The sequence below is a fragment of the Emticicia sp. 21SJ11W-3 genome, from assembly GCF_024138715.1.
In the GTDB taxonomy this organism is placed as follows: Bacteria; Bacteroidota; Bacteroidia; order Cytophagales; family Spirosomataceae; genus Emticicia; species Emticicia fluvialis.
The window spans coordinates 1,752,237-1,777,481 of record NZ_CP092074.1; the positions used below are offsets into that span (position 1 = coordinate 1,752,237).

General features: G+C 42.9%; 20 protein-coding genes and 1 pseudogene. 10 read left to right on the forward strand and 11 right to left on the reverse strand.

Annotated elements, in window-relative coordinates; all coding sequences use genetic code 11:
* Positions 1-120 precede the first annotated feature (120 nt).
* Positions 121-1,608: a glycine--tRNA ligase gene (locus MB380_RS07420; protein ID WP_253534191.1), complete on the reverse strand. Its 1,488-nt coding sequence runs from the start codon at positions 1,606-1,608 to the stop codon at positions 121-123.
* A 119-nt stretch (positions 1,609-1,727) separates the two neighbouring features.
* On the opposite strand from MB380_RS07420, the gene MB380_RS07425 reads away from it, so the two are divergent.
* The gene (locus MB380_RS07425) at positions 1,728-2,693 is read left to right on the forward strand and encodes a helix-hairpin-helix domain-containing protein (RefSeq protein WP_253534192.1); all 966 of its coding nucleotides are present in this window, start codon (positions 1,728-1,730) and stop codon (positions 2,691-2,693) included.
* A 31-nt stretch (positions 2,694-2,724) separates the two neighbouring features.
* On the opposite strand, the gene MB380_RS07430 is transcribed toward MB380_RS07425, so the two are convergent.
* The 7 genes from MB380_RS07430 to MB380_RS07460 form a co-directional block, all read right to left on the reverse strand.
* The gene (locus MB380_RS07430; protein WP_253534194.1) at positions 2,725-3,243 is read right to left on the reverse strand and encodes a hypothetical protein; all 519 of its coding nucleotides are present in this window, start codon (positions 3,241-3,243) and stop codon (positions 2,725-2,727) included.
* A gap of 121 nt (positions 3,244-3,364) precedes the next feature.
* Entirely contained in the window at positions 3,365-5,752 is a 2,388-nt protein-coding gene (locus MB380_RS07435) for a TonB-dependent receptor (protein ID WP_253534196.1), read from the reverse strand.
* Between the two features lie 41 nt (positions 5,753-5,793).
* Positions 5,794-6,954, reverse strand: coding sequence for a DUF4249 domain-containing protein (locus MB380_RS07440; RefSeq protein ID WP_253534198.1), 1,161 nt, complete (start codon positions 6,952-6,954; stop codon positions 5,794-5,796).
* A 42-nt stretch (positions 6,955-6,996) separates the two neighbouring features.
* Complete coding sequence (locus MB380_RS07445; RefSeq protein ID WP_253534200.1) at positions 6,997-8,127, reverse strand: DUF4249 domain-containing protein; 1,131 nt, start codon at positions 8,125-8,127, stop codon at positions 6,997-6,999.
* 27 nt (positions 8,128-8,154) lie between these two features.
* Positions 8,155-9,297 (reverse strand): DUF4249 domain-containing protein, encoded by a 1,143-nt coding sequence (locus MB380_RS07450; RefSeq protein ID WP_253534202.1) that lies wholly within the window; start codon positions 9,295-9,297, stop codon positions 8,155-8,157.
* Positions 9,298-9,327: 30 nt separating this feature from the next.
* On the reverse strand, positions 9,328-10,368 hold the full coding sequence (locus tag MB380_RS07455; RefSeq protein WP_253534204.1) for a DUF4249 domain-containing protein: 1,041 nt from the start codon (positions 10,366-10,368) through the stop codon (positions 9,328-9,330).
* Positions 10,369-10,517: 149 nt separating this feature from the next.
* Positions 10,518-12,908, reverse strand: coding sequence for a TonB-dependent receptor (locus tag MB380_RS07460; protein WP_253534206.1), 2,391 nt, complete (start codon positions 12,906-12,908; stop codon positions 10,518-10,520).
* 132 nt (positions 12,909-13,040) lie between these two features.
* Between MB380_RS07460 and MB380_RS07465 the strand changes: the two are divergent.
* From MB380_RS07465 to MB380_RS07475, 3 genes and pseudogenes are all read left to right on the forward strand, one after another.
* Positions 13,041-13,358: pseudogene (locus MB380_RS07465) on the forward strand (Xaa-Pro aminopeptidase); the annotation flags it as partial.
* A gap of 139 nt (positions 13,359-13,497) precedes the next feature.
* Positions 13,498-15,108, forward strand: a complete 1,611-nt coding sequence (locus MB380_RS07470) for an IS1634 family transposase (RefSeq protein WP_253523758.1) — start codon at positions 13,498-13,500, stop codon at positions 15,106-15,108.
* A 260-nt stretch (positions 15,109-15,368) separates the two neighbouring features.
* Positions 15,369-16,721, forward strand: coding sequence for a M24 family metallopeptidase (locus MB380_RS07475; RefSeq protein ID WP_253534208.1), 1,353 nt, complete (start codon positions 15,369-15,371; stop codon positions 16,719-16,721).
* A 189-nt stretch (positions 16,722-16,910) separates the two neighbouring features.
* Here the strand turns inward: MB380_RS07475 and MB380_RS07480 are convergent, their stop codons facing one another.
* Positions 16,911-17,153 (reverse strand): hypothetical protein, encoded by a 243-nt coding sequence (locus MB380_RS07480; RefSeq protein ID WP_253534210.1) that lies wholly within the window; start codon positions 17,151-17,153, stop codon positions 16,911-16,913.
* A 261-nt stretch (positions 17,154-17,414) separates the two neighbouring features.
* Here MB380_RS07480 and MB380_RS07485 point away from each other — a divergent pair, with 261 nt between their 5' ends.
* The 3 genes from MB380_RS07485 to MB380_RS07495 all read left to right on the forward strand — a co-directional run bounded on the left by MB380_RS07485 (position 17,415) and on the right by MB380_RS07495 (position 19,813).
* Positions 17,415-18,107, forward strand: a complete 693-nt coding sequence (locus tag MB380_RS07485; protein WP_253534212.1) for a response regulator transcription factor — start codon at positions 17,415-17,417, stop codon at positions 18,105-18,107.
* Positions 18,104-19,477, forward strand: coding sequence for a HAMP domain-containing sensor histidine kinase (locus MB380_RS07490; protein ID WP_253534213.1), 1,374 nt, complete (start codon positions 18,104-18,106; stop codon positions 19,475-19,477). The genes MB380_RS07485 and MB380_RS07490 overlap by 4 nt, the downstream gene beginning before the upstream one ends.
* 141 nt (positions 19,478-19,618) lie before the next feature.
* On the forward strand, positions 19,619-19,813 hold the full coding sequence (locus MB380_RS07495; RefSeq protein ID WP_253534215.1) for a hypothetical protein: 195 nt from the start codon (positions 19,619-19,621) through the stop codon (positions 19,811-19,813).
* A 43-nt stretch (positions 19,814-19,856) separates the two neighbouring features.
* Here the strand turns inward: MB380_RS07495 and MB380_RS07500 are convergent, their stop codons facing one another.
* A complete protein-coding gene (locus MB380_RS07500; RefSeq protein WP_253534217.1) occupies positions 19,857-20,669 on the reverse strand; it encodes a mechanosensitive ion channel family protein in 813 nt (270 codons plus the stop codon).
* 76 nt (positions 20,670-20,745) lie between these two features.
* Positions 20,746-21,252 carry a molybdopterin-dependent oxidoreductase gene (locus tag MB380_RS07505; protein WP_253534219.1) on the reverse strand — a complete coding sequence of 169 codons (507 nt, stop codon included), beginning with the start codon at positions 21,250-21,252 and terminating at the stop codon, positions 20,746-20,748.
* Between the two features lie 186 nt (positions 21,253-21,438).
* On the opposite strand from MB380_RS07505, the gene MB380_RS07510 reads away from it, so the two are divergent.
* The 3 genes from MB380_RS07510 (at position 21,439) to MB380_RS07520 (ending at position 25,230) form a co-directional block, all read left to right on the forward strand.
* Positions 21,439-21,804, forward strand: a complete 366-nt coding sequence (locus MB380_RS07510) for a winged helix-turn-helix domain-containing protein (protein WP_253534221.1) — start codon at positions 21,439-21,441, stop codon at positions 21,802-21,804.
* Positions 21,805-21,863: 59 nt separating this feature from the next.
* Positions 21,864-22,619: a sulfite exporter TauE/SafE family protein gene (locus MB380_RS07515; protein WP_253534223.1), complete on the forward strand. Its 756-nt coding sequence runs from the start codon at positions 21,864-21,866 to the stop codon at positions 22,617-22,619.
* A gap of 163 nt (positions 22,620-22,782) precedes the next feature.
* Positions 22,783-25,230, forward strand: a complete 2,448-nt coding sequence (locus MB380_RS07520; protein ID WP_253534225.1) for a glycosyl hydrolase family 95 catalytic domain-containing protein — start codon at positions 22,783-22,785, stop codon at positions 25,228-25,230.
* Positions 25,231-25,245: the final 15 nt, after the last annotated feature.

Genomic DNA, 25,245 nt, shown 5'->3' on the forward strand with positions numbered 1-25,245 from the left:
AGAATTGCTAATTTGTGTGGCAAATTGCCTTTTGTATATTGTGCTTTTTGCGACAAAACAAAAGCAGCATGACTCAAGTGCTGAATCATGCTGCTTTCTAGTTAATTCAATTCTTTATAATCAGATATTTTCAAGGATACGCTCCATTGAAACTTCGTATCCGATTTTCTCTTTTAAAGCGCTTACAGGAACCCTTTCCTGCGCCATTGTATCGCGGTAGCGGATTGTAACCGTATCATCTTCCATTGTCTGGTAATCAACGGCAATACAGTAGGGCGTGCCAATTAAGTCCTGGCGCGTATAACGCTTACCGATAGCACCGCCGTCGTCATAGATAGTTCTGAAAGAAGATTTAAGCGATTGCGTAATGGCTTCGGCTTTTTCTGCCAATCCGTCTCTTTTTACCAAAGGCAATATAGCAGCCTTAATAGGAGCCAGAGCCGGGTGCAGTTTCAAGTAAGTACGTTCTTTTTCGTTTTCACCTTCGCCTACAGTTTCTCTGGTAAAGGCGTTACAGAAAGTAGCCAGGAATAGTCTGTCTGCACCTACTGATGTTTCAACCACGTAAGGAATATAATTGCCGTACGGCTTACCGTTGGCATCAAGGTCAGCATCAAAGTATTGTTGTTTTTTCTTCGATAGCTCCTGATGGTTACGTAAATCGAAATCGGTTCTTGAGTGGATACCCTCAATTTCACGGAAGCCAAAAGGGAACTGGAACTCAATATCAACCGCGGCATTGGCATAGTGAGCCAGTTTCTCGTGGTCATGGAATTTCAGTTTCTCAGCCGGTAAGCCCACCGCCTTATGGAATTTCAAACGGGTTTCTTTCCATTCTTTATACCATTCCATTTCTGTTCCGGGGCGTACAAAAAACTGCATTTCCATTTGTTCAAACTCACGCATACGGAAAGTAAACTGGCGCGCCACAATCTCGTTTCTGAAAGCCTTACCAATCTGAGCAATACCGAAAGGCACTTTCATACGGCCTGTTTTTTGTACGTTCAGGAAGTTAACAAAAATACCCTGTGCAGTTTCAGGGCGCAGATAAATCATGCTGGCATCTTCTGCCACCGAACCTACCTGCGTAGAGAACATCAGGTTAAACTGGCGTACTTCCGTCCAGTTAGCTGTTTTTGATATAGGGCAAACAATATTTTCAGCAATAATTAATTCACGTACACCGGCCAGGTCTTCAGCGCCTAACAAACGGCCCATTTCTGCCAGCAATGCCTGCGCTTTTTCCGCCTGCCCTGCTGCTTCATATTCTTCTGCTTTGCCTTCCAATAACTGGTCGGCGCGGTAGCGCTTCTTGCTGTCTTTGTTGTCAATCATCGGGTCGTTGAAACCATCCACGTGGCCTGAGGCTTTCCAGGTAAGGGGGTGCATAAAAATAGCCGCATCAATCCCCACAATGTTATCATGCAGTTGGGTCATGGCTTTCCACCATGCTGTTTTCAGGTTATTTTTTAGCTCTACACCGTTTTGGCCATAATCATAAACGGCCTGAAGACCGTCGTAGATTTCAGATGAAGGAAACACAAAGCCATATTCTTTGGCATGAGAAATAATATCTTGCAGTGAATTAGTTAGTGCTGGTTTGCTCATTTAATTATTTTAAATAGATTTATGTCCTGATATTGAAAATCTTACAAAATTAGCGAAAACCTGACAAATACGTTAGCTATCTTATTATTTTTGGAGTAATTTGTCTGTGACCATTATTTATGAACCGAATCCTGAAATTTATTCGTGCTTCTCTTAGCATGTCTTCGCACGAGGCCAAAGGGGTTTTAGTGGCCTTTTTCATTATTATGGCTGCTATGCTATTCATGGCAGGCGCCGACTACTTTTTTAGCCAGAAACCACAGAATCTGACTATTTCGTCTCCCAAAGATATTGACAGCCTCACGGTAGCACTAGATGCCAAGGCCAGTGCGTATAGCCCGTATGGTGAAGCCAAATCAGGCTTTGGTAGTTCGGGCGGTAAAAATTACAAACATTTTCATTTCGACCCGAATACTGCCACAGTGCAACAATTTCAAGAATTGGGTTTACCTAAGTTTATTGCTGAGCGTGTAGAAAAGTATCGAAGTAAAGGCGGGAAGTTCCGTAAGAAGGAAGACTTCAAGAAAATTTACGGTTTGTACCCAGAAACCTACGAGCGCCTGGCACCTTATATTGATTTACCTTCGGCAGATGAAACATCGGTCATTTCCCCACAAACTAACTCAGTAACCCAGCCGGCAAATCCTGAAAAGAACGAAGCGCCAGCCAGAGAGCTGAAGAAGGAAAACAAACTAACCAGGTTTGATTTGAATACAGCTGATACCACGCAACTTAAGTTAATTAACGGAATTGGCTCCGGCTATGCCAGGCGGATTGTGAAGTTCAGAGATGCACTGGGTGGTTTTGCCAAAGCAGAGCAGGTACGAGAAACTTACGGTTTACCCCCCGAGACGGCAGACGAATTGTTAAAATATGGATTTGTGAGCGGAAGTATAAAGAAGCTGAAAATTAATCAGGTGGCAGTATCTGAACTAAGGCATTTGTATCTGAAGTATCACCAGGCAAAGGCCATTGTTGCTTACCGTGAGCAGCACGGAAGTTTTAAATCAATTGAAGATTTGAGACAGATAAAAGTACTGGACGAAGCCACTATTCAGAAAATTGAACCGTATCTGGAGTATTAAAAAAAAACAAGAGGGGCGTGGGCCCCTCCGGTTATCTTGTATTTTTGCAAATTTTCACCGATTCTTCAAACTTGTTCACAATCTCTTTCACCAGCCGCTCATCTTTTGTGTGAAGCGAGAAATTTGTTTTGCTTTCATTTTCATCATCACTTTTAAGATTAAACGAGCCGCCAATATTATGATTCTGGCCAAAGCCCACTTTCACTTTCATTCTGTCGGCAGGTACAATCATCTTCAGTTGGTATTCTCCACCATCTTCTTTGGCGTAAGAAATCTTTTGTACATCTTTCAATAACCAGGAGATTCTCATTCCGAAATTCAGGTCTGAGTCTCTGGCATCAATATTCATATTCATCTGGCAGCCTTTAAATTTAAAAGTAGGTACGGCTTCATTGTCGTTAACTTTTAAATGGCTGCCATCTTTCTCTTTTACCAGTTGGTCTAGCTGGTAGCTCAGCCATTTGGTATTTGATTCTAAAGTTTGAGCAAAGGCAAGGTTTGAGCCAAATAAAAGAATGACTGAGGTAATTAATAATTGTAGCTTTTTCATAATTCAGATAGTTTACTTGTTAGTTTATAAGTAGATGCAGAACAGTTATTGAGGGTTGCTTATAAACAAAAATAAGTCCCCGGGCAGAGGACTTATCTTCAAAATGCCGTAAATATTGGCCTTACATAAACTTGAAGTTGTAAGATAATGATACAATTGGCGCACCAAATACAACCAGTTTATAGGCCGATACAGCAGTGCCTTGTGTACGAATAAATACAGAGTAGGCGTTTTTCTTACCGTAAAGGTTAAAAACGGTGAATGTCCAGTTACCTTTAAAACGTTTGTCTTTCATGCTCGGTTGATAGATGTTCCACGCAAAGTCAAGGCGATGGTAATCTGGCAGTCGGGCGTTGTTACGAACACCATAGTAGGGGTAGCTGGTTCCCTGATAGATAATGAAACCCTCTGGCATGGTAAAGGGGCGGCCGGTGCTATATGAGAAGTTAAACGAAAAATCGTGGTGCTTACCCTGATTAATAATTACAGAAGCATTGAAAGAGTGCGGGCGGTCATAATTAGCGGCATACCACTTGCCAAAGTTAATCTGCTCGCCAAAGGTTGTGCCTTCAGATACCATATTCTGAGAGCGGCTGTAGGTATAGTTTACCCAGCCTGTCATTTCACCTTTTTTCTTTGAAATCATAAATTCCAGCCCATAAGAGCGGTTTTTACCTTGCAGCAATTGCATTTCAGGGTGAGCGTCAAGCAGGAAGTCGGCACCGGGCTTATAATCAATAATGTTATTGGTCATCCGATAGTAGCCTTCAACCGATAGCTCGTAGATATTGCCCGGCAGGTTATGAAACAAACCTGCTGCTACCAATGAGCTTATTTGCGGACGAACGTGGGTGTCAGAAGTTTTCCAGCGGGATGTAGGCAGGGGAGTAGTTGTATTAGTAACTACCTGCATATACTGGCGCATGATGTTATAACCTACCTTTATAGAGGTTTTGTCGCTAAGCGAATACTTAAAGCCTAATCTTGGCTCAAAGCCGCCGTACGATTTAATGATTTTGCCTCTTGCATAGGAAATGGTATCTCTGACCGACAGTGCATCTTTTGGCTGGTTAGGCTCATAAATCTGCACATCGGCAGGCCCCAGTGCAAAAAACTGAGAGTATCTTACACCTAATGCCAGCGTGGCTTTAGGAGAAAGGGTGATTTCGTCTTCTGCATAAATACCGGTTTCTAACGAATATTCGTTCGGTGTTTTCAGAGCAAGCACACTGCGGCTTGTGCCGGGTTTTAATTCACCGGGGCCAACTCTGTATTTTGTAGCACTGATACCGACCTCAATGTTATGCTTTGCATAGTTAAAGTTAACATTGGTTTTGGCTTGTTTGTAGTCGATGTCTGACATTAAAACTACTTTGTTGTCAGAGTTCAGTTCTGGCAGCAATGTTTTAGGTAAATAATAAGCTGATACCACCGTAGTTTGCATATTGATTTTTGGCGATATGGCATAAAACCAACGTGCAGAGAAGCTTCTACTCCGGTAATCATACTGAGTTGATGTAGCATTAATGTTACCAATGCCACCCAGCAACTGGGTCTGAAAGAAGTCTTTACTGTAATAGCCTGAAGCGGTAATGGTATTTTTGGCATTGACACGATAAAAAAGCTTTGCTACTACATCGGTAAAGTTTGCTTTGATATCGTCCAGTTTTTGGGAAGCCAATGGCAAAAGGAAGTCGTTATAAGATGCCCGGCCTGAAATCATTACGCCCAGTTTGTCTTTTATAACAGGGACATCAAGCGAGAGCCGATTTGATACCAGACTGATACCGCCATTCATTTTAAATTTATCAAGTGACGGCTGAGCCAGCGTTACATCCATTACTGAGGCTGCTCTGCCACCAAAACGCGCAGGCGTATTGCCTTTGTAAACCTCAACGCCTGATGCCGCCTCAGAAGGAAACGCCGTAAACAAACCAAACATATGGGTGGGGTTGAAAATCGGGATGTCGTCTAGTAATAAAAGGTTCTGGTCAGTTGTACCGCCTCTGATATTTACCCCGTTTGAGGCCTCGCCGACACTGGTTACACCGGGCAGCATCTGCAAACCCCGCAGAATGTCTATTTCGCCTACGGCAGCAGGTAGTTTTCTGAGGGTTTTTATATTTAATTGATTAACCCCCAGTAAAGGGCGCTGAATGTTGGCTTCTACACCTTTGCTTGATACAATCACTTCTTCCAGCTCGTTTTCAACACGGCCCATTGAGTAATTGCGTCTCATATCTGCATTTATTTTAATACCGTCTCTTACAGGTCTGTAGCCTACAAACTTAACAGTTACGGCGTGTTCGCCATACGGAATATTAATGTCAAAATATCCGTTTTCATCGGTAACGGCGCCAAACTTCCCATAATCAACATTGATAGATGCCTTGGCAAGTGGTTTACCATCAAGTGTATCTTTTACATAGCCGCTAAAGCGGTAAAAAACCTGTGCCCTGGCTGCTATGGTAAGTAATAGAAATGAACTTACGATGTAAAGTTTTCTCATTTTTTAAAATAGAACAATTGATGGTGAATATGAATATAAAATCAGTTTTTAGGCTTTTTTACTCTTGGAACCCAGCCTTTGGGTTCAATTTTTGTACGGGTGGCACTTTCAATACACAAGGCCAGCGGAGGCCTGTCAGGTACACCGTTCACTGTGGGTTCTGGTATAATCTGGTGGTCTAATAACCCAACAGGATACGCTTTGCCAGCTGCATTTTCACGGCTTATCCAGTATCTTATTTTTTTCATACTTGTTACCATAAAGAATCCGGCAACCATTTCATTACTTTCGTTGATATTCTTTACGTTACCAATTATGGCTGCGGGTGGTGTGTCAACCAAACTGCCATTGTTCTGAACCTGGTCGGCTAACAACTTTAAATATCTGTATGCACCAGGCGAAATAGATTGTTGAGTAATTTCTATCAGGCTTCCGCCTTCTTGATAATAAGGTATTTTAGCTACAAGCCTGCCGCTTATGGTTTTTCCGTTACTATAAATATCACTGAAAACGTTCAGGTCTTTGCTTTTCAGTATTTCCCAGCAATTGCCATCGCAGAAATAATCATAGCTTAGATTTTCATACCCTGCTTCCTTTCTGCATCCGGGGGGCGTATTGGTTGTTCCTGTAAGATGATAACGACCATCATTGCAGGTAGTGCAGATATCCTGAAGCTCCCATAATTTCCACGACCACATATAATTGTTATTCTGGTCGCCGGGGTCAGGGGTATCTATGTAAACATAATTGGCGGGGTCATAATACACGCCGCGGGGTACTCCACTTGGCATAAACTCATCATACACCTTTACCATATCTGCCACCTTTATCAGCGTTTCTTTGTCAGATTTATATTGCCTGCCATCTGCTTTCTGAATATTTAACTGATACGAGCTTCCTTGTTTCAGCCGGAAAGACAGCGGTAAACTATAAATGCCGTTTTCTTCTTCTGCAAACCTGATTTTTTCCTTTTCGTCTACTATTAATTCAATTACAGCATTTTTTACAGGTATGGTATAATTGTTGTTTTCAGACGAAACAGACTCGTGTATTTTTATTCTCTGTTGCTCGTCAAGGTCAGTAAGGGTTGCATCAATTGTCAGAAAAATGCTTTTTCCATCAAAAGTTGCAGAAAACGGCTCAACACAGGAACAAACCCATAGCAGCAAAGAGATACAAAAAACACCTATAAATTTGTTCATTTTAATGGTAATTAGGTTTATATCATGGCCTTACAAGCTACCTTAATCAATCCAGCCATCTGGCTTGCTTGGGGTTCGGTACTTGCCTTCCAGGCACGGTGCCAGTGGTGGTCTTGTTAAATCGGGCCCTGATGGCTCTGGTATAAATGTATGCCCCAAAAGTCCGATTGGTCTGGCTAAGCCTGAAGCATTTTCGCGTCCGATCCAATATCTCCAAGCTCTTACAGACGTTACCATGAAAAATCCGGCCACGGCTTCATCAGGGTTGGTAATATTCTTTACATTGCCAATAATGGCTGCGGGCGGGGTATCTACCAGACTACCGTTGTTCTGTACCTGATTCACAAGCAGTTTCATGTATTGAAAAGCATTAGGTGAAACCGACTGCTGTTTTATTTCAATTAAGGCTCCTCTGGCAGCATAATAAGGTATTTTAGCAATCAGCCTGCCTAAAATTGGTTTTCCGTTTGAATAAACATCACTAAAAACATTCAGGTCTTTATTATAAAAAATCTGCCAGCAGTCGCCGTTGCAATTATAATCATAAGTTGCATTGGCATAATTGGCTTCTATCTTACATTCGCCGGGCGATGGATTCAGAAAAAACCTGCCACCATAACAGGTTGCGCATATACTTTGCTTCTCCCACAGTTTCCAGGTCCACATGTAGCTGTTTTTTTCATTGGCAGGGTCTTCGGTGTCAAGGTAAATATAGTGTGCCGGTTCTGTTCCGAGCGATGCCTCAATGCCATCTACCTTAAACTCATCATACACATTTGTAATAGCCGGAATACCGCCCAGTTTCTCTACTTCAGATTCATATCTGGTGCCATCTGCCCGCTGAAAAGCAAGTTTATAACTTCGGCCAACTTGGGTATGAAAAGATAAAGGAAGTACATATACCCCGCCTGAACGCTCAGTAAGCGGAATTCTCTCGGTGTTGTCTACTATGATTTCTACCTTGGCACCGGCTACAGGAATGGCATAAACAGTATTGGCGGCACTGTAAGACTCTATAATTTTTACCGATTGCTCTTCGGCTAAATCGGTAATGGTAGCATCAATTGTCAGTATTTTTCTTTCTTGCTGAACATTCAGGTCGTAAGGCTCTACGCAGGCATAAAACATTACACAAATTGAAATCAGGTATGCGAGGTTTTTGCTTTTGAGCATTTGATTGATTATAAAAATGATGTTTTCTTAATTTACCCAACCTTCCGGTTTGGCATCGGTACGGAATCTGCCCGGTATGCACGGCGCCAGAGGTGGCCTGGGTGGATCTGGCGGTAATGACGCGGGCTCATAGTTGAGCTTATGCCCCAGAATACCGGTTGGTACAGCGCCGCTGCCTTCGGCGTTCCGGCGGCTCAGCCAGTAGTTTACTTTTCTGACACCCGTTACCATAAAAAAGCCTGCTACTGCTTCTGTAGCATTATTAGTGTTTCTGATGTTACCAATAACGGGTGCAGGCGGGGTATCAACCAGGCTTCCTGTTGTTTGCGCCTGGTCTGCCAGTATTTTCAGATACCTGTATGCTGCAGCCGTAACCGATTGCTGGGTAATTTCTATTAAGGCACCTTCTGCCGAGTAATAGGGTATTTGTGCTACCAACCTTCCGGTTATGGGTTTGCCATTGCTAAACACATCACTGAAAACATTCAGTTGCGCACTATAAAAAATATCCCAGCAATTGCCATTACAAGCATAATCAAAAAATGGCGTCTGGTTATATTTTTCTTCTCTTACACAATCGCCAAAAGGCAATGGTGAAGTATAATACCTGCCATAAGAGCACGATTTACAAATGATTTGTTTCTCCCATAATCTCCACGACCATACGTAATTGTTTTTCTCGCCGGCGGGGTCATTGGTGTCAATGTAAACATAATTTGCCGGCGCTTTACCAAAGGCAGTTTCAAGGCCTTTCAGCATGAAGCCATCATAAACTTTTTCTATTTCGGGTACGGTTGTCATTATTTCTTCTGCCGACTCATATTTTGTTCCGTCAGGTTTTACGAAAACAAGTTTATACGCATTTCCTGCCTTTACTTTGAACGACGCAGGTAACGCATAAATACCACCGTCTTTTTCTGTAAGTGTTATCTTATCTGTATTATTGACAATAACTTCCACTTTCAGATTGCTAACCGGAAAAGCATAAACCGAGCTATTACGGCTTTCAGACTCTGTGATAGTAAAAGTCTGCTGCTCGTCGGTGTCTTTAATGGTAGCGTCTACAGTTAGTATTTTTCTTCCATAGGGGAACGCAACTTCAAACGGTTCAACGCAGGCAAACACGCCAAAAACAATTGACAAAAACACCCAGGTCTTTTTAGCACTCATTAACATCTGTATTTATTATTTGTTGTGTGATTAATTTAACCAGCCATCTGGTTTTTCAGGTGTGCGTGTCGGCCCTTTTTCACAGGCATAAGAGATAGGAAAAGTAGATAAATTAGGTTTACGACCTAATAACCCGATTGGGGCAGCTTTGCCAATGCCATTTTCCCGACTTAACCAATACTTTTGAACCACCATACTTGCTACCGAAAAAACACCTGTAACAGGTTCATCAGCGTTACTTAAATTCCTGATGTTTCCTATGATAGCCGCAGGGGGTGTGTCTACCAGGGTTCCATTGGTTTGCTGTTGTTCGCTTACCAGTTTAAAATATTTATATGCCTTTTCTGATACAGTCAGTTGTTTAATTTCAAGCAGGGCACCATCAGAAGAATAATAGGGTATTTTTGCTACCAGCCTTGATGTAACCAGTTTTCCGTTTGAAAATCTATCGCTGAAAACATTAAAATCTTTGTTATTCAAAATTTCCCAGCAGTTAGTTTTACAGTAATAATCGTAATAATCGATACGGCAAAATTTCTGGCTCTCCCAAAGTTTCCATGTCCATACATAATAATCGGTGGTATTACGGTTGTCCTGAAAATCCAGAAAAACATAGCTGGCCGGTATATCATTGAAATCGCCTTTCAGACCTTTTACCTCAAAATTATCAAAGATGCGGTCTATGGCAGGTACTGGCGTTGTTTTTTCCTCTGTCGACTCATAGGTAGTTCCATCAGGTTTCTTAAACCGCAGCTTGTAAGTTCTGCCGGGTTCAATCCGGAAAAACTCAGGCAAATAATAAACTCCGTTTTGGTTTTCGTGCAGGCTGATTTTCTCTGAGCCACTCACTATTAATTCAACATCCAGGCGCTTAACAGGCGTATTGTAAATGTCTCCGCTAAAATTGTTGGTTTCGTTAATACGAATGGCCTGTGTCGGTTCTACATCATTTAAATTAGCTTCTACAACCAGGTACCGGGCATTATTTGGCAGTGGAATCTCATAAGGCATAACACAGGCGCATAGGAGTTGTGCAAGCAAAAAAAGTATAGCTTTTGAGAATCTTTCCATCACAACAATATTTACCGGCTATTGTGAAACTAATTATTACAAATATAAATATTCAAAGAGAGATTAGAAATTAATAATGTGTAGTGAAGACATTTAATAGATGAAACCCCTTAATGAGCCGTTGAAAAGCCTTAATTATACTTACTCGGTTAGAAGTCAACCTGAAAACTCAGAACCGGCACCAGGCCGTTTCCGGTTTTTCGGGTTTCAAGCCGGTTTTCAACGCTGTTGTATTGCACGCTTGTTGTGTTTATCCGATTGGTGGCGTTCTGAACATCAAGCGACACAACCGTTGCGTATTTACTTTTATTGGCTCTGTACGATACCCGGCCATCCAAACGGAAATAGGCAGGTGCCTGCAACGAATAGTCGGCTCCTTTAAGCTGAACGTAGGTTTTCTGACTGGCAGATGCAGCCTCGTCAATAGGAGTATACCTAAACCCGCCGTTATAAATGGACCTGGCGCCTATCTGAAAAACAGAGCCGTTTTTAAAAGTAAATTCACGCCCGAAAGTAAATGCAGTGCTGAACACATCATTGAAAGAAGAGTTGTAGGTCTTACCATCAAAGGTCTGATATCGGGCATTAAACAATGAGCCTGTAAGAACCAGGTAGTATTTTTTTGAAAAGAACCGCTCAACAGATAGGTCTATTCCGTAGTTTTTACCTTTGCCCTTGCTTACAGTAGTAGACTCAGGGAAGTAGTCAGAGTAATTTAACATCCAGTAAGATGACCCGGCTACAGGCTCAACCGGAATTTTTCTCAGTAGTTGGTAATAGGTTTCAGCCGAGAATTTCCAGAGGCCGGGTGTTACATAACTATAACTCAAAATAAAATGGTTAGACCTTGGAAAAGACAAATTCTTGTTGGGTTTAGACGAGGTAATTACCCCTGCTATGGTATCTCTTTTGCTGTAAAAATAGGCGCTCATAGGCAAAAGCTGTGCGTAAAGCCCATAAGCGAAACTGATGGTATGCGCTTTGGGTGAACGATACAGGATAGATAACCGTGGCTCTAAAGAGGCGGTATTGTTCAGAAAAAGGTGCATACTATGCAAGCCGGCGTTTAGCGTAAAGCCATTGCCGAGGTTTTGAACTAGCTGCGCATAGACCTGCGCGGTTTGTGTGCTACCGCTGCCGCTTACAGATACCTGCCGCCCGGCCTGAAGCTGGTTAATGTCTGTTACGTTATTACGGGGGGCGGTTTCTCTGAAAAAGTCGAAGTCGATGTAATTCAATATCAACCCGGTTTTCAGCCTTGTTTGGCTGCTGAACTTATAATTGTAGCTAAGCGAACCCGCAAGCCTGAATTCAGAGAATCGCTGGGTGTCGTACCTGAACCGTTCGTCTTTCAGGTTCAGAGTGTCAGAGTTACGTCTGATTGAGCTACCTATTACCGCCACAACATATTTGAGCGACGATTTCTCGTTGATATTACTGGTATGGGTAATGCCCATAGCACCCATGTTGGCCGGGCGCAGCCGGTCTTCCCAGTTGTCGGGTTTTCCGGGTATGCGTTTATCAGGGTCTTCTACCGGAAAATAGTGTTCGGTGCTTAGCCCGCCTAATCCGAAAACGGTAGTGGTTTTCTTACCGTCTTTACTATGAAAAGCCAGATTGAACGACAAATCCTGAAAAAGATTGGATACCCGTTCGCCCACAAGGTAATATCCCATCTGGCTCAACAGCCCCAGGGTAGAGTATCTGTAATTAACCAGATAAGACGAACGACCTTTGGTGATTAGCCCTTCGGTAGAAAAATCCAGCCCAAGTAAGCCTATTTTTGTGCGATACTCTCTTTTTTGCTGATTCCCCTCTCTGAACCGGATATCAAAGGCGCCGGTAATGGCATTGCCGTATTCGGCAGGCATACCGCCGGTAAAGAAGTCTGAGCGGCTCAGTAGTTGTGCACTGAAAACCGTGATGCCTCCACCGCCCGAACCCGGCTGCGCAAAGTGGTTGGGGTTAGGAATATCAATTCCTTCCAGCCGCCATAAAATGCCATAAGGCGAGTTACCTCTTACAATAATTTTATTTTCGTTTTCGTCGCGGCCGGGTTTAACGCCCGGATACGCCAGCGCCATCCGGCCGGGGTCGTTAACCGATGCCGGGATACGCTCGGTTTCTTCAACCGTAAAAGACCTTGCACTTACAAAAGCCAGGTCATTTACCGGTCGGCTGGTGTTTTGCGAAGCCGTTACTTTTACTTCCTGCAAATCGCTGCTTGCTTCTGCCATCTCTATGGTTAGCACGGCTTCTTTTACTGAATTAAGAATAAACTCTTCGCTTGAGTAAGCCTCATACCCAATTGAAGTACACTTGACAGAACGACGCCCTATGACAACATCAGGAATTGAAAAAAGCCCCGAAGCATCGGTAATGGCTCCTTGTGTAGTGCCGGTTACCTGTACTGAGGCACCGGTAATGGGCTGGCGGGTTATGCGGTCAATTACGCTGCCTCTCACCACCTGAGTTTTGGTTTGAGCCAGTACTGATACACAGCAGAAAAAAGTTAACAAAAGAGTAATCGGTATTTTCATAGGGTGGAAGAAGGTTTAAACAAATATATTGAAATAATGCCGAAATCAGATAGCTAATAAAAAATGTTACAATTGCTCATTTTTTTTAATGACCCCGAATTATCTTTGGGAACGTCAATCAAACTAAACATCATGAAAAAAATCTACCTGTTTGTGTTTTTTTATATAACTGTCAACCATGTTTTTTCACAGAATGCAATTCCGCTCATTCTTTCTGAGCGAGAGCGGGCAGTGGTGATAGATGAAATTCTGGAAGACAGAATGAATAATCTGTTGCCACAACTGATGCGCAAAGAAGGCATTGATATGTGGGTGCTGATAGCAAGAGAATATAACGAAGACCCCGTTATGAAAACCATGCTCCCTTCTGTTTGGCTTTCGGCACGCCGACGGACAATTATGGTGTTTTTTGACAAAGGGCCAAAAGAAGGTGTAGAAAGACTGGCCCTTAAGTTTGACAGTTGTTTTTGGAAAAAGCTCTTGGATGGCTAACTGGGGGCTATTTTGGCTATTTTTCGGAAAAAGTGTAGAGAGCCGATTGTGTTTTTGTCTATTGACATTCAAAGCTATATGGTTGTAATTTTGCATTATGGCATATTTGAAAGTAGAGAGAAAGCAATCAGGCACTTATTTGCGCATTTTGGAGAGTTTCCGAAATGGGTCAGGGAAGCCTAGTTCGAGGGTTTTGTATTCTCTTGGTAAGGTTGAAGATTATAAGCCTGAAGAACTTCGTAACATTGGCATCAGATTTTACGAATTAGGTGGAGGAGAGTTGAAGACTATTTTGGAAGGGGACCTAATCGAATTAGGTCGATACAATTATGGTTATCAAAAAGTATTTGGTTATGCCCTGGAGCAGTATGGGTTAAGGCTTCTTTTGGATCGTCTTCAGCAAAAGAGCAAGCTTCAGTTCAGTCTTTTTGACAGTGTATTTCTGATGCTTTTGGAACGACTGCAAAGCCCTTGCAGCAAACGCAGCAACTTTCAGCATCGTGATGAGTACATAAACCTTCCCGAATTGTCATTACAGCACTTGTATCGGGCTCTGGATAAGTTGGCTCAGTATACTGAGTTAATCCAGCAGCAGATTTTTCAAACGGGTCGGAATCTTTTCAATCAAAGCCTGGATGTGGTATTTTATGATGTAACGACCTTCTACTTTGCCAGCGAAGTTGAGAAAGAAGGACAACTTAGACAAATGGGTTTTGGTAAGGATGGCAAAATAGGTAAAACACAAGTTCTTTTTTGTATGCTCATAGACCACCTGAAAAACCCTATCGGTTATAGGGTTTTCAAAGGCAACACCTATGAAGGGGATACTTTTAGGGAAGCACTGGGCGACCTTAAAAAGCGATACCAGATTGACAAAGTAATTGTAGTAGCCGATAGGGGGATGCTTTCAAAGAAAAACCTGGAAATAACAAATAGCAAAGGCTACGAATTTATCATTGGAGAACGTTTGAAAAGCCTGCCCCAAAAAACGCAGCAAACCCTACTCGACTTAAAGAATTACCATCAGCAGTGGATATACAAAGATGCTACCGGACAAGATGTTTTGATTCGCTACACCACATTAAAACAGGAAGGCAAGACCTTTATTACTACCTACTCGGCAAAAAGAGCGGCCAAAGACAAGCAAGACCGGGAAGATAAACTACAGCACGCACAGCACCTCTTGAAGAACCCTTCGAAAATCAACAATAAAGCCACCAGATTCTTCTTAAAATCAGATGAAAACCAGAAATATAGCCTGAATGAAGAAAAAATAAAGGTCTCCGAAAAGTATGATGGGTTTTTAGCTATAAGCACCAATAATCAAAGCATGCCGGTAGCCGAAGTTCTGGACCAATACAAACAACTATTCAAAATAGAACATAGCTTCAGAACCTTCAAATCCCATCTGGAAACCAGGCCCATGTTTCACTGGACAGACCAGCGAATCGAAGGACATATATGCCTGTGTTACATAGCCTTCGCCATACAAAACTTTGTCTTACAAAAAATTAACCGCGATAAAAATGTAATCACTGAAAAAGGGTTGAGGGATACCCTTGACAAAATGCAAGTAAGCCTGATAGAAAATAACGGAGCCAAATCTTATCTAAGGTCTATGCCAACAGAAAACGAAAAAACTATCCTCCAAAAACTGGGCTTAAAACCAATATTACCCATACAAACGCAAGCAAAGTTTAAAATCTGAACTCGCACTCCAAATAACGGTTTGTAGAGAGCCGATTGGATATTCATGTGCCTTATTATCAGCCACTTATCCCAAAATCGTGTCAAACTCAAGAAAAAAGTTAACAAAAGAGTAATCGGTATTTTCATAGGGTGGAAGAAGGTTTAAACAAATATATTGAAATAATGCCGAAATCAGATAGCTAATAAAAAATGTTACAATTGCTCATTTTTTTTAATGACCCCGAATTATCTTTGGGAACGTCAATCAAACTAAACATCATGAAAAAAATCTACCTGTTTGTGTTTTTTTATATAACTGTCAACCATGTTTTTTCACAGAATGCAATTCCGCTCATTCTTTCTGAGCGAGAGCGGGCAGTGGTGATAGATGAAATTCTGGAAGACAGAATGAATAATCTGTTGCCACAACTGATGCGCAAAGAAGGCATTGATATGTGGGTGCTGATAGCAAGAGAATATAACGAAGACCCCGTTATGAAAACCATGCTCCCTTCTGTTTGGCTTTCGGCACGCCGACGGACAATTATGGTGTTTTTTGACAAAGGGCCAAAAGAAGGTGTAGAAAGACTGGCCATTGCACGCTACGACGTAGGTAATTTGCTGAAAGGTGAATGGGACCTGAACACAAACCCCGACCAGTGGGATGCCCTTATAAAGGTAATTAAAGAAAAGAACCCTAAGAAAATAGGTCTTAATTTTTCGACCCACTATGCCCATGCTGATGGGCTGACCTACACTGAACACAAGGAGTTTTTAGATAAACTGCCTACAGATTTACAGGGAAGAATAGTGTCGGCAGCCAACCTTGCCGTTAACTGGCTGGAAACTCGCACCACCCGCGAAATGATTATTTACCAGCAGATATGCCGCATTTCTCACGAAATTATTCAGGAGGCATTTTCAGATAAGGTTATTCAGCCCGGCATTACCACTACCGACGACGTGGTGTGGTGGCTTCGCCAGCGTGTAACTGATTTAGGCCTGGAAACCTGGTTTCACCCAACGGTGGATATTCAAAGATTTGACCCTGAAAACTTTGACCACCTGCGGACATTTTCAAAGCGGCCGCAAAAGCAGGTAATTATGCCCGGCGATTTGTTGCATTGCGACTTCGGCATTACCTATCTGCGCCTTAATACCGACCAGCAGCAGCATGCCTATGTGCTTAAACCCGGCGAGGCAGATGTACCCGGGTATCTGAAAGCTGCTTTCAGACAAGGCAACCGTTTACAGGATAACCTCACTGATAATTTCAAGGCAGGTTTAACCGGAAACGAGATTCTGGCAAAGGCACTTGCGCAGTCTAAGAAAGAGGGTTTAAGAGGCACAATTTATACGCATCCCATCGGGAATCACGGCCATGCAGCGGGGCCAACCATAGGCATGTGGGACAATCAGGGCAAAACCATTGGCAGCGGAGACTACCCACTCAATTTCAATACGGCTTATTCAATTGAACTGAATGTGTCTGTAGATTTACCTGAATGGAAGAAGCCCGTCAGAATAATGCTGGAAGAAGACGGATTCTTTGACGAGAAGGGTTTTCGCTACATTGATGGCAGGCAGACAGAGATTATTCCGATTCCTAAACCGATGAGCGGTGTGAAGTAATGAAAAAGAAATTGGTAAAGATAATTGCAATCTTTACCAATTTTATAATATGAATCCCAAAGCTAAGAAATGCTTTCGCACCTGTGGTTGACAGAAAATTTCCTTAAACTCATGCTCATAGGCCGTTAAACACGTTCTCTGTAAAGGTTTTGGCTAAATAAACTACCGGCTTACCGTATTGCCCTGCCTTTAGCCCGGGTTATTGGTTCTGGCGGGTAAGTAAGCGGGTTTATTGTTTTCATGGTTATAATTCAGAGAGATAAAAATAAGAGCTGATGTTTTTGCCAGGCCGGGCATAAACCTGCCTGATAAAAGCGCAATTACCCAGCCAATAAAATTGAAAGCTGCGGTAAATCCGGAATCTTCAAACGTTGCATTGAAAACCGACAAACCACCGGGCATCTGGTCGTTTATAGGTTTGAAATAATTCATTGAAAAGGCTCCGATACCCTGTTATAAGCCACTAAACCCTAGTACAATGTTAGCCCATAATTCTTTTTTGGCCTTGAAATGCTCCTTAATTGTTTGTTAGAAAAACCTTAAAAAAAAATAAATGCCTGAAACACTAGTTTTAGCTTTGTATCTTTGAGTAAGTTATAGGCTTGAAAATAGATGCTGTCAGCCGCTGAAACCAGCTTTCGGCCAAAGCAATATGATTAAGATTAAGTACAATTATAAAGATTCAGAAAGGAAATGTCGGTAAAGAAAATTCTTGTAATTGAAGATGATCAGCGAATTGCTCAATTACTTACACGCGGCCTGGCCAACAAGGGTTTTGAAATAGACGTGGCTCACAATGGTACACTTGGCCTAAAAAGGGCAGAGTCAATAGATTTTGACCTGATAATATTAGACATTAACCTGCCCGAAATGAATGGCTTTGATGTTTGCAAGCACCTGAGAGTTGTTAAACCTACATTACCGATTCTGATGCTGACAGCCATGAGCGAGATTGAAGATAAAATAGAGGGTTTTGAGGCAGGAGCAGATGATTATATAGTTAAACCATTCGATTTCAGAGAATTGTATCACCGTGTAATGGTGGCTTTAAGACATAATAATTCTGAGCCTGAAAATGTGAGTAATATAATGCGAATTGCTGACCTGGAGATTTTTCTGGACAGTAAACTGGTGAAACGAGCAGGGCAGGAGATAAGACTGACCGCCCGCGAGTACGATTTCCTGCTGTTTCTGGTACGAAATCAGGGAAGAATTATTTCGAAGCCAGAAATTGCCACAAACGTATGGGATATTCACTTCGACACCGGCACCAATGTAATAGAGGTTTATATTAATATTCTGCGTCGTAAAATTGATAAGGGCTTTGAGCCTAAGTTGATTCATACCCGCCCTGGGCTGGGTTATATGATTAGAGAAAGTGCATGAAAATTCAAACCAAAATAGCAATCCAGTTTTCAATAATTGTTGCCAGTTTATTGTCTTTGTTTTCGTGGATTATCTACCAGCAATCGGCCTCTTACAGAGAAGAAGAGTTTCTGGAACGTCTGAAAAACAAGGCCCTGACAACCGCATCCTTTTTTATTAAAGTAGATGAAATTGACATGGCATTGCTCAGAATCATAGATAAAAACACCCTCACCGCCCTTCACGACGAAAAAATCCTGATTTTTTCAGATAAAGACGAGTTGCTCTACAGCAACATTGACGACATTGTCATTGATTATGACGCCGCCCTGCTGGACCGCGTGCGTGAAGCAAAATTCTTAGAGCTTTCAAAAGGCGAAAACGAATCGCTGGGGCTGGTTTATAATCTGGGTAAGCAAAACTATGTGGTTCTGGCCTCGGCCTATGATAAATTCGGTAAAAGCAAACTCAAAAATCTGCGACATACACTGGTAGTGGGTTTATTGGTGGGTATATTAATTACTATTATACTGGGGGTTTTCTTTGCTGGCAATGCCCTAAAGCCTGTTAATGTGTTTATCAGTAAAATAAGCACAATTACGGCCAACAACCTAAGGCAGCGTATTGAAGGATACGATACCAAAAATGAAATTGGTATGCTGGCTGCGGCCTTTAACAAGATGCTTTCGCGGCTGGAGCAGTCGTTCGAACTCCAGAAAAGCTTTGTTTCTCATGCCTCTCACGAACTACGCACACCATTGGCGGCGTTGAAGTCGGAGGTAGAAATTAGTCTGGAAGAAAACCTGACTATCGACCAGCACAAAGGCATTCTAAAGAATATCCGGCACGATATCAACAGGTTGATAAATTTGTCGAACGGGTTGCTGCAAATTGTACGTCCGTTTAAATCGCCTCTCATTAATTTTGGCGAAGTACGGATTGACGACATTATTTTTCAGGCGCAAGACGAGCTGGGGCTAGGTAAGCCGGAGTATAGAATTACCGTGAAATACGCCCAGGAACCCGAAAACGAATATTCAATTATTGTATTTGGCAATGAGGCATTGTTGAAAACCACTTTTATTAATCTGATAGATAATGCCTGCAAGTATTCGCCCTTGCAGCAGGCAGAGGTAATTATAGATTTTACAAAAAACCACACCCTGTTAAGTATAAAAGACGAAGGCATAGGTATACCTAAAGAAGACCTCGACTCAATTTTTGAGCCTTTCTACCGCTCAAAGAATGCACTCAATATATCCGGTTTTGGTATCGGGTTGTCTGTTTGTAATAAAATAGTAGAGCTGCACAAAGGCAAAATAAGTATTCAGAGTGAGCTCAATTCGGGCACCAAAGTGACGGTTCAGTTACCCAATGCAGATACCCACTGAACAGTAATTTAATGTGGGTACTTATAGTTTAATCGGCATTTAATACCGGCTTATAATGATTTTAATACTTTTGGCTGAGATTTGTCACAGAAAGTTCGCCAGACAGGCGGACAATTAACAAATCTCAAAACTATTAAAAACATGAAAAAGTCAATCTCATTAGCAGCTTTAGCAGTTGCTATCCTTTTCGCCCCTGTTACATTTGCTGCCAAAGGTGGCATTAAACAACAAGCTCCTAAAGAAAAACCGGCCAAAGTAGAGAAAAAAGAAGCCAAAGCTGAAAACAAACCTACCGAACCAGCCAAAAAACACCATAAAAAAGAAAAGAAAGATTGATTTGAAGAAGAATGATACAAGGGGCTACCTGCAAGGGTAGCCTTTATATTTTTATACCTTCGGCCGTAAAGCGTTTTTTGATGGCCAGCAACAGGTCAGACCTCATACCAGAGGCTTTGGCTGAAGACTTACACCATACGCTCAGGCGCAGGGCAATCCATGAGTCCATCAAGTCTACTACCTGCACCATAACAGGCTTTAATTCATCGGTCGAAACCCGGTTTCCTTCAGATGCTGAGGCATTATAAAAATCGGGGTGTGAAGAAGCAATCTCCTGAAGCAGCAGTATGGCTCTGTCTACATCATCAGTCATGATTTTCAGGTTGATAAGATTACACACCTTGTCATCTATAATTGTTGAATTTACCACGTAATCTCTGGTAATAACCGCGTTCGGAACAATAATATGCCCGTTTTCAGGATTATTGATAACTGTAAACTGTAACGTGATGTCTTCCACAATGCCCTGATTACCGTTGGGGAGCTTGATAGAATCCCCAATCCGGAAGGGCTTTGATACAACAATAAAGATACCACTGACAATATTGCCAAAGGTTTGTTGCGTTGCCAGACCAATCACTACCGATAATATACCTGCACTGGCCCAAAGCGTGGTGGCCAGTTTCTCCAGACCAGGTATAAGATGAATAACGGCTATCAACGCCAAGGCAAAAATGACAAAGCTGGAAGCATTTTTCAGGAAACTGAAAGTAGTGGCATTGATACGCATATTGCCGGCACTGCGTAGGGCGTATCTGTTTAATGCCTTACGCGCCACCTGCGACACAATTAATGCCACAACCAGAATAATAAGAATACTTACCGAATGGAAAAAATCAAGAAACGCACCTTTCATACTATGGCAACAAAATGTTTTATGCCACAAAGGTAATCTACACCTCCTGTAATTACCAAAATACCGGCTTCTGGTTTTATTGAATGGCAGATACTACCCTGATACTGACCACTTCTCTTACCCAACGGGCGTGTTTTTTGTCTTTAGGCACAACGAATCGAAAGGAGCCTTCGCCTTTGGGCAGTGCCTGCCCATCTACCTTATCGGCAATGATGATTAGCTGGTCTGTAAATTCGGGGTCCAGTTCAGGTAAAGCAAAAACTGCCTGGTATCCGTCAGCCGCTTTGGCAATCAGATATTTGGTCAGGTTTTTGCCACGCAGCTGGCCACCAAGTGTGGCTCCGGCCTGCTTTAAGATTTCTGATACGGCAACACCACTGAACAAATGCTCTTTACCGTCTTTGTCTCTGCCTTTAACCTCGGTGCGTGGCAGTTTCGCAAAATCAGATTCAGTAATGGTAATTGGTTTTTCAACCTCGCCTTCTACTTTCAGGGTGGTTGTCTGTGCATCAGCAAAGCCTGAAACAAGCATAAGCACCAGGATGCTGAGCACTAATTGAATTCGGAAATATCTGGTCATCATTCGTTTGGTAGTTTTATGTAGAGTCGCTATATTTTTTCAAATATAGCGTTCAAATATAGAACATTTCCTGCAAACGCAATAAATGCAGAGGCTATAAATAATCGGGTAATTAGTAATGGGGTGGGTATTTCTTTCAAGGCTTTATACTATTTTTGTAAAAAGAGCTTTATTTTAAACGCAACAACTATGCAGGAGTTACTCTCTGGCGTGAAAGACATAAAAGTGGCCGGTAGTATCTGGATTGAACGCGCTGATGGCTCAGAGCGGTATCTGGGCAAGGGGCGCATTCAGCTAATGGAACTTATCATTGAGCATGGTTCAATCTCTAAAGCGGCACAGGCCATGCAGATGTCGTACAAAAGAGCCTGGGACCTGATTACTTCTATGAACACCCAGTCAGAAAAACCCTTAGTGGCTACACAAGTAGGTGGCAAACAGGGCGGCGGAGCCATAGTAACTGACGAGGGCCACCGGGCCATAGAGACCTATAAAGCATTGCAACAACGATTCGAGGCATTTATGAGACAGGAGACCCAAAAATTATCGGAGTAAATGTTTTATTGCCTTCAGTAAAATACTGATATTGCGTTGTGTTTTAATAAATATAGCGAATGGCTCAATCTATTCTCATGGACTCTTCCACCTATCTTCTGCTTTTTCTGATGGCCATTGTGGCGTTTCTTTATTCTTCTGTTGGGCACGGAGGGGCAAGCGGATACCTGGCAGTAATGGCATTGGCAGGAGTAGCGCCATCGATGATGAAATCGTCTGCGTTAATCATGAACCTGGCCGTTTCATTGTTCTCTTTTATAGGGTTTTACAGAGCGGGTTATTTCAGAGTCAACCTGTTTCTGCCGTTTGCACTGGCAAGTATTCCAATGGCGTATCTGGGGGGGACCATGACACTGCCCGACAGCCTGTATAAAAAAATTCTGGCGGCCTGCATTCTTATATCTATTGCACGTTTGTTATACCAGTTCAGGTCTGAAGAGACCCCTAATCGCCCTGTGCCACTATGGGCAAGTCTGTTTTCGGGCGCCGGCATCGGTTTGTTGTCGGGTATGATAGGTATTGGCGGTGGTATTATCCTTAGCCCCTTGATGTTGCTGATGCGCTGGGCAAAACTCAAAGAAACCGCGGCGGTATCGGCGTTGTTTATCTTTGTCAATTCACTTTCCGGTTTGTATGGCCAGTTATCAAAAGGGGGCATTCATCTCACGCCAGACCTGCAATGGGCAGTAGGCGCTACCATAGCAGGCGGGCTGCTTGGGTCTTATTTTGGTAGCCGGCGTTTCAATGTTCCAACGCTCCGATACCTGCTTGCCACCGGGCTTGTCATAGCCACTATCAAGCTTTTCTTTACCTGATTTCTTAATGGGTCAAATTCTCCTTTTTTAACACCGAAACACCAAAAGGTTTCCGGAAGCTGTTATATTTGTTGCACAATTGCTCTTTGCTTTTCCATAACTGCTGCTTTTCTACCCGGCAAAGTAAGATTGAATAATTTAACAACCCTGTACACTTCCTTTTATGAAAAGAATCTTATTCATTCTTATATTTTTTACTACGGCCCTGCAAGCCCAGCAGGCCAACCTTAAGCTCTGGTACAAGCAACCTGCCAATACCACCTGGACCAAAGCCTTGCCATTAGGCAACGGACGTTTAGGCGCTATGGTTTATGGTAATGTAAAGACTGAAACTTTTCAGCTGAACGAATCTTCATTCTGGTCGGGTAGCCCCAGCCGCAACGATAACCCCGATGCCAAAGCCGCATTGCCGGGCATCAGAAAATTAATTTTTGAAGGTAAAAATCAGGAAGCACAGGAGTTGGCACAGAAAAGCATCATTGCCAGAAAAAACCACGGGCAGATGTTTTTGCCTGTCGGTAATTTGCAACTGGATTTCCCCGACCATGAAAGTTACGATAATTACAAACGAGAACTGGACATTGAACAGGCCATACAAACCACCACTTATCAGGCCAACGGAATAAAATATACACGTACTGCATTTATATCTATCCCCGACCAGATAATGGTCATTCGCCTGAATGCCAATAAGCCTAAAAGCATTTCGTTCCGCTTATCAATGAACAGCCCTTTTAAAACGGCATCGGCAGTTCAAAAAGACGAGTTATCGGTCTGGGGGCTGGGCAAAGACCACGAAGGCGTAAAAGGCGCGGTAAGGTTTAACACCATTGCCAGAATACTACCCAACGATGGGCAAATGAGTAGAAACGACTCAAGCCTGAATGTTGAAAACGCCACGGCCATTACACTTCTGGTATCTGTTGCCACCAACTTTGTCAATTATCAGGATATAAGCGGTGACGAAAGCAGAAAAGCCAGGGGCTACATGGAAAAAGCAGCAAAAATACCATACAGCAATTTGTTCAATAACCATATATGCGAGTACCAGCAATTGTTTAGGCGCGTAACATTAGATTTAGGCTCAACAGAAGCAGCAAAACTGCCTACCGACGAACGCCTGAAAGCTTTTGCACAAGGTAACGACCCATCTTTGGTGTCGTTGTATTTTCAGTTTGGCCGGTACCTGCTCATATCTTGTTCACAACCCGGCGGGCAACCCGCAAACTTGCAGGGCATCTGGAATAATCAGGAGAATCCGCCCTGGGACAGCAAGTACACGATTAATATCAACACCGAAATGAACTATTGGCCTGCCGAACTCACCAACCTGCCAGAAACGCATGAGCCGCTGTTTGATATGGTGCATGAGTTGTCGGAAACCGGCGCTGAAACTGCTCGCAGAATGTATGGCGTCAATGGCTGGGTGGCACACCACAATACCGATTTATGGCGTATAAACGGAGCAGTAGACGGGGCTTTCTGGGGTATGTGGCCAATGGGCGGCGCCTGGCTGAGCCAGCACCTGTGGCAAAGGTATTTATATAGTGGCAACAAAGCATTTCTGCAAAAATATTATCCGGTTCTAAAGGGCGTTGCTACTTTCTACCATGATATTCTGGTTACAGAGCCAACGCATCAATGGTTGGTGGTAACACCCAGCACATCGCCTGAAAACTCGCCAGCCGGTAGGCCCAACTCATCTATTACAGCGGGTGCAACTATGGATAACCAACTGGTGTTTGATGTGTTTTCTAACCTTATCAAAGCTGCCGAAATTCTGAAAACAGATACTGAATTTGCGAATCAGATTAAAGCCAGACTGAAATTGCTGCCCCCAATGCAGATAGGGCAGTATAATCAGTTGCAGGAATGGCTGGAAGACCTGGACGACCCCAAAGACCAGCACCGGCATGTTTCGCATCTGTATGGTCTTTTTCCGTCTAATCAGATTTCCCCCTATCAAAACCCAGCCTTATTTGCTGCCGCACGTAATTCATTAATTTACAGGGGCGATGTGTCTACAGGCTGGTCAATGGGCTGGAAAGTAAACTGGTGGGCAAGGCTGCTGGATGGTAATCGCGCCTATAAACTGATAACCGACCAATTGTCGCCCGCCGAAGCGCCCGGCCGGAAAGGAGGTGGTACCTACGACAACCTGTTTGATGCCCACCCGCCGTTTCAGATTGACGGCAACTTTGGCTGCACCGCCGGTATTGCTGAAATGCTGGTACAAAGCCATGACGGGGCCATTCATTTACTGCCTGCCCTGCCTGACCAATGGACAGAAGGCCGCGTGAGCGGTTTAAGAACCAGAGGCGGCTTTGAAATTGTAAAAATGGCCTGGAAAGACAGCAAAATAACAGAATTGGTTATTAAATCTACCATTGGGGGTAACTGCCGTCTGCGCGTAGGCAATGCACTGAACCCGGATATAACCATGAGTAAAGCAGAGGGCATAAATCCTAATCTGTTTTTCCAGACGGCGGCTATTAAAGAGCCACTGGTATCACCCAAAGCCAAAGTCAATGCCGATTTTATCAGGCAAAAATTTGAGTATGACTTGCCTACTGATGCAGACGAAACGTATGTAATATTGTTGGAGAGGTGAGTGATATGCCAAGGC

What these genes read in the sequence shown, in the direction of transcription:
- MB380_RS07420 (WP_253534191.1), bottom strand. Translation starts at nt 1,608, where the DNA reads ATGAGCAAACCAGCACTAACTAATTCACTGCAAGATATTATTTCTCAT.
- MB380_RS07425 (WP_253534192.1), top strand. Translation starts at nt 1,728, where the DNA reads ATGAACCGAATCCTGAAATTTATTCGTGCTTCTCTTAGCATGTCTTCG.
- MB380_RS07430 (WP_253534194.1), bottom strand. Translation starts at nt 3,243, where the DNA reads ATGAAAAAGCTACAATTATTAATTACCTCAGTCATTCTTTTATTTGGC.
- MB380_RS07435 (WP_253534196.1), bottom strand. Translation starts at nt 5,752, where the DNA reads ATGAGAAAACTTTACATCGTAAGTTCATTTCTATTACTTACCATAGCA.
- MB380_RS07440 (WP_253534198.1), bottom strand. Translation starts at nt 6,954, where the DNA reads ATGAACAAATTTATAGGTGTTTTTTGTATCTCTTTGCTGCTATGGGTT.
- MB380_RS07445 (WP_253534200.1), bottom strand. Translation starts at nt 8,127, where the DNA reads ATGCTCAAAAGCAAAAACCTCGCATACCTGATTTCAATTTGTGTAATG.
- MB380_RS07450 (WP_253534202.1), bottom strand. Translation starts at nt 9,297, where the DNA reads ATGAGTGCTAAAAAGACCTGGGTGTTTTTGTCAATTGTTTTTGGCGTG.
- MB380_RS07455 (WP_253534204.1), bottom strand. Translation starts at nt 10,368, where the DNA reads ATGGAAAGATTCTCAAAAGCTATACTTTTTTTGCTTGCACAACTCCTA.
- MB380_RS07460 (WP_253534206.1), bottom strand. Translation starts at nt 12,908, where the DNA reads ATGAAAATACCGATTACTCTTTTGTTAACTTTTTTCTGCTGTGTATCA.
- MB380_RS07470 (WP_253523758.1), top strand. Translation starts at nt 13,498, where the DNA reads ATGGCATATTTGAAAGTAGAGAGAAAGCAATCAGGCACTTATTTGCGC.
- MB380_RS07475 (WP_253534208.1), top strand. Translation starts at nt 15,369, where the DNA reads ATGAAAAAAATCTACCTGTTTGTGTTTTTTTATATAACTGTCAACCAT.
- MB380_RS07480 (WP_253534210.1), bottom strand. Translation starts at nt 17,153, where the DNA reads ATGAATTATTTCAAACCTATAAACGACCAGATGCCCGGTGGTTTGTCG.
- MB380_RS07485 (WP_253534212.1), top strand. Translation starts at nt 17,415, where the DNA reads ATGTCGGTAAAGAAAATTCTTGTAATTGAAGATGATCAGCGAATTGCT.
- MB380_RS07490 (WP_253534213.1), top strand. Translation starts at nt 18,104, where the DNA reads ATGAAAATTCAAACCAAAATAGCAATCCAGTTTTCAATAATTGTTGCC.
- MB380_RS07495 (WP_253534215.1), top strand. Translation starts at nt 19,619, where the DNA reads ATGAAAAAGTCAATCTCATTAGCAGCTTTAGCAGTTGCTATCCTTTTC.
- MB380_RS07500 (WP_253534217.1), bottom strand. Translation starts at nt 20,669, where the DNA reads ATGAAAGGTGCGTTTCTTGATTTTTTCCATTCGGTAAGTATTCTTATT.
- MB380_RS07505 (WP_253534219.1), bottom strand. Translation starts at nt 21,252, where the DNA reads ATGATGACCAGATATTTCCGAATTCAATTAGTGCTCAGCATCCTGGTG.
- MB380_RS07510 (WP_253534221.1), top strand. Translation starts at nt 21,439, where the DNA reads ATGCAGGAGTTACTCTCTGGCGTGAAAGACATAAAAGTGGCCGGTAGT.
- MB380_RS07515 (WP_253534223.1), top strand. Translation starts at nt 21,864, where the DNA reads ATGGCTCAATCTATTCTCATGGACTCTTCCACCTATCTTCTGCTTTTT.
- MB380_RS07520 (WP_253534225.1), top strand. Translation starts at nt 22,783, where the DNA reads ATGAAAAGAATCTTATTCATTCTTATATTTTTTACTACGGCCCTGCAA.